Origin of the sequence: Alkalicoccus luteus (assembly GCF_012034335.1) — a bacterium.
In the GTDB taxonomy this organism is placed as follows: domain Bacteria; phylum Bacillota; class Bacilli; order Bacillales; family Salisediminibacteriaceae; genus Alkalicoccus; species Alkalicoccus luteus_A.
Genome location: NZ_JAATHJ010000065.1, coordinates 1 through 1,377, shown reverse-complemented (window position 1 = coordinate 1,377; position 1,377 = coordinate 1). Strand labels below are relative to the sequence as shown.

The following is a 1,377-nucleotide window of genomic DNA, read 5'->3' as shown; positions in this document are numbered from 1 at the left end:
AATGAAGCTAGTATAAAAAGTAGACACGTCCATGTGGTAGTCTGAGTGAAACGAAAGCAGTGGAGGAGGAACCGGGAATGAGCACGGAGAAAAAACACTACGATAAGGTATTCCGTCGATATGTAGCGAAGCTGGCGGTGCAGGACGGGCGGCGGCCGGTGGATCTGGAACGGGAGCTTGGCGTTTCCTACAGTAGCTTGTTGCGCTGGATCAAGGAGTACAAAGCAGAACGGCGGGAAGCAGAAAAAGCCGAACAGAAAACCCTCTATACGGCAACCGAATACAAAGGACAGGTAATGAGCCTGGAGAAAGCCAATCGCGAGCTGCAGGAGGAAGTCGATATCTTAAAAAAAGCGCTGCACATCTTCACGGAGAACCCGGAAAACTAGCGTTGTTTTCCTTTATTGAAGCGCATGCGGACGAGCACCGCGTGGTCAAGATGTGCGAACTGCTTCAGGTGTCCCGGGCCGGGTATTACCGCTACCTGGAACGAAAAAAAGAAGGGCCCTCTGCGAGGGAGAAAAAACGGCAGAAGCTGGACCAGGCGATTCGGCAGGCTTATTTGGAGAGCCGGGAAACGTATGGCAGTCCCCGCATCCATGCCAAGCTGATTCAGACCGGATGGGTGGTGTCCCAAAAAACGGTGGCGAATCGGATGAAAGCGCTTGGTCTGGCATCCAAACGCCAGTGGAAACGCGTCGGCACGACGGATTCCTCGTCTGACGCCCGCGTGTATCCGAATGCGTTGGGGCGTGCCTTCCAGCCGGAAAACGTCAACGAGGTATGGGCGACCGACATCACCTACATCCCCACGTTGGAGGGGCCGTTGTATTTCAACCCGGTGCTGGACCTGTGTTCCAAGCGTATCCTCGCCTACCGCGTGGAGGACCATATGCGAACGGAGCTCCCTAAAGAGGCGCTGCAGGAAGCCATCGCCCTCCGGCGCCCGGCAGAGGGCTGGATCCATCACTCGGACCGGGGCTCGCAGTACACCTCCAAGGAGTATGTGGAGGTATTGAAGCAGGCCAAAGCGGTCATCAGTATGAGTGCGAAAGGCGATCCGTATGACAACGCCTGCCTGGAGTCGTTTTTTTCCGGATTCAAGCAGGAGTTTTTGTACCGCTGGCGCCCGGCCAGCAAGGAGGAAGCCCGGCAGCTCATCGCGGATTATGTCCATTTTTACAACGAAGAACGTTTGCATTCGACACTGGGGTATGACACCCCGGTTTCGTTCGAATGCAAGAAAAAACGCGAGCTCGTCCCATCTGTCAGCTTGAAAACCGGATGAAGGAGGTGAGCGCCGTCAGACGGGGAAAAGGAACGGATGACAGGAGCAAAACGTGATAGCGATTTGTCTACTTTATTGACAGAACCACA

Annotated in this window: 2 protein-coding genes; both read left to right on the top strand. The window is 54.8% G+C overall.

Annotated elements, in window-relative coordinates; genetic code table 11:
• The first annotated feature begins 77 nt into the window (after positions 1 to 77).
• Entirely contained in the window at positions 78 to 389 is a 312-nt protein-coding gene (locus HCN83_RS17855; protein WP_168009772.1) for a transposase, read from the top strand.
• A gap of 2 nt (positions 390 to 391) precedes the next feature.
• Positions 392 to 1,288: an IS3 family transposase gene (locus HCN83_RS17850; RefSeq protein WP_246238303.1), complete on the top strand. Its 897-nt coding sequence runs from the start codon at positions 392 to 394 to the stop codon at positions 1,286 to 1,288.
• The last annotated feature ends 89 nt before the right edge of the window (positions 1,289 to 1,377 follow it).

Coding starts and splice junctions, on each gene's coding strand:
- HCN83_RS17855 (WP_168009772.1), top strand. CDS start 78: ATGAGCACGGAGAAAAAACACTACGATAAGGTATTCCGTCGATATGTA.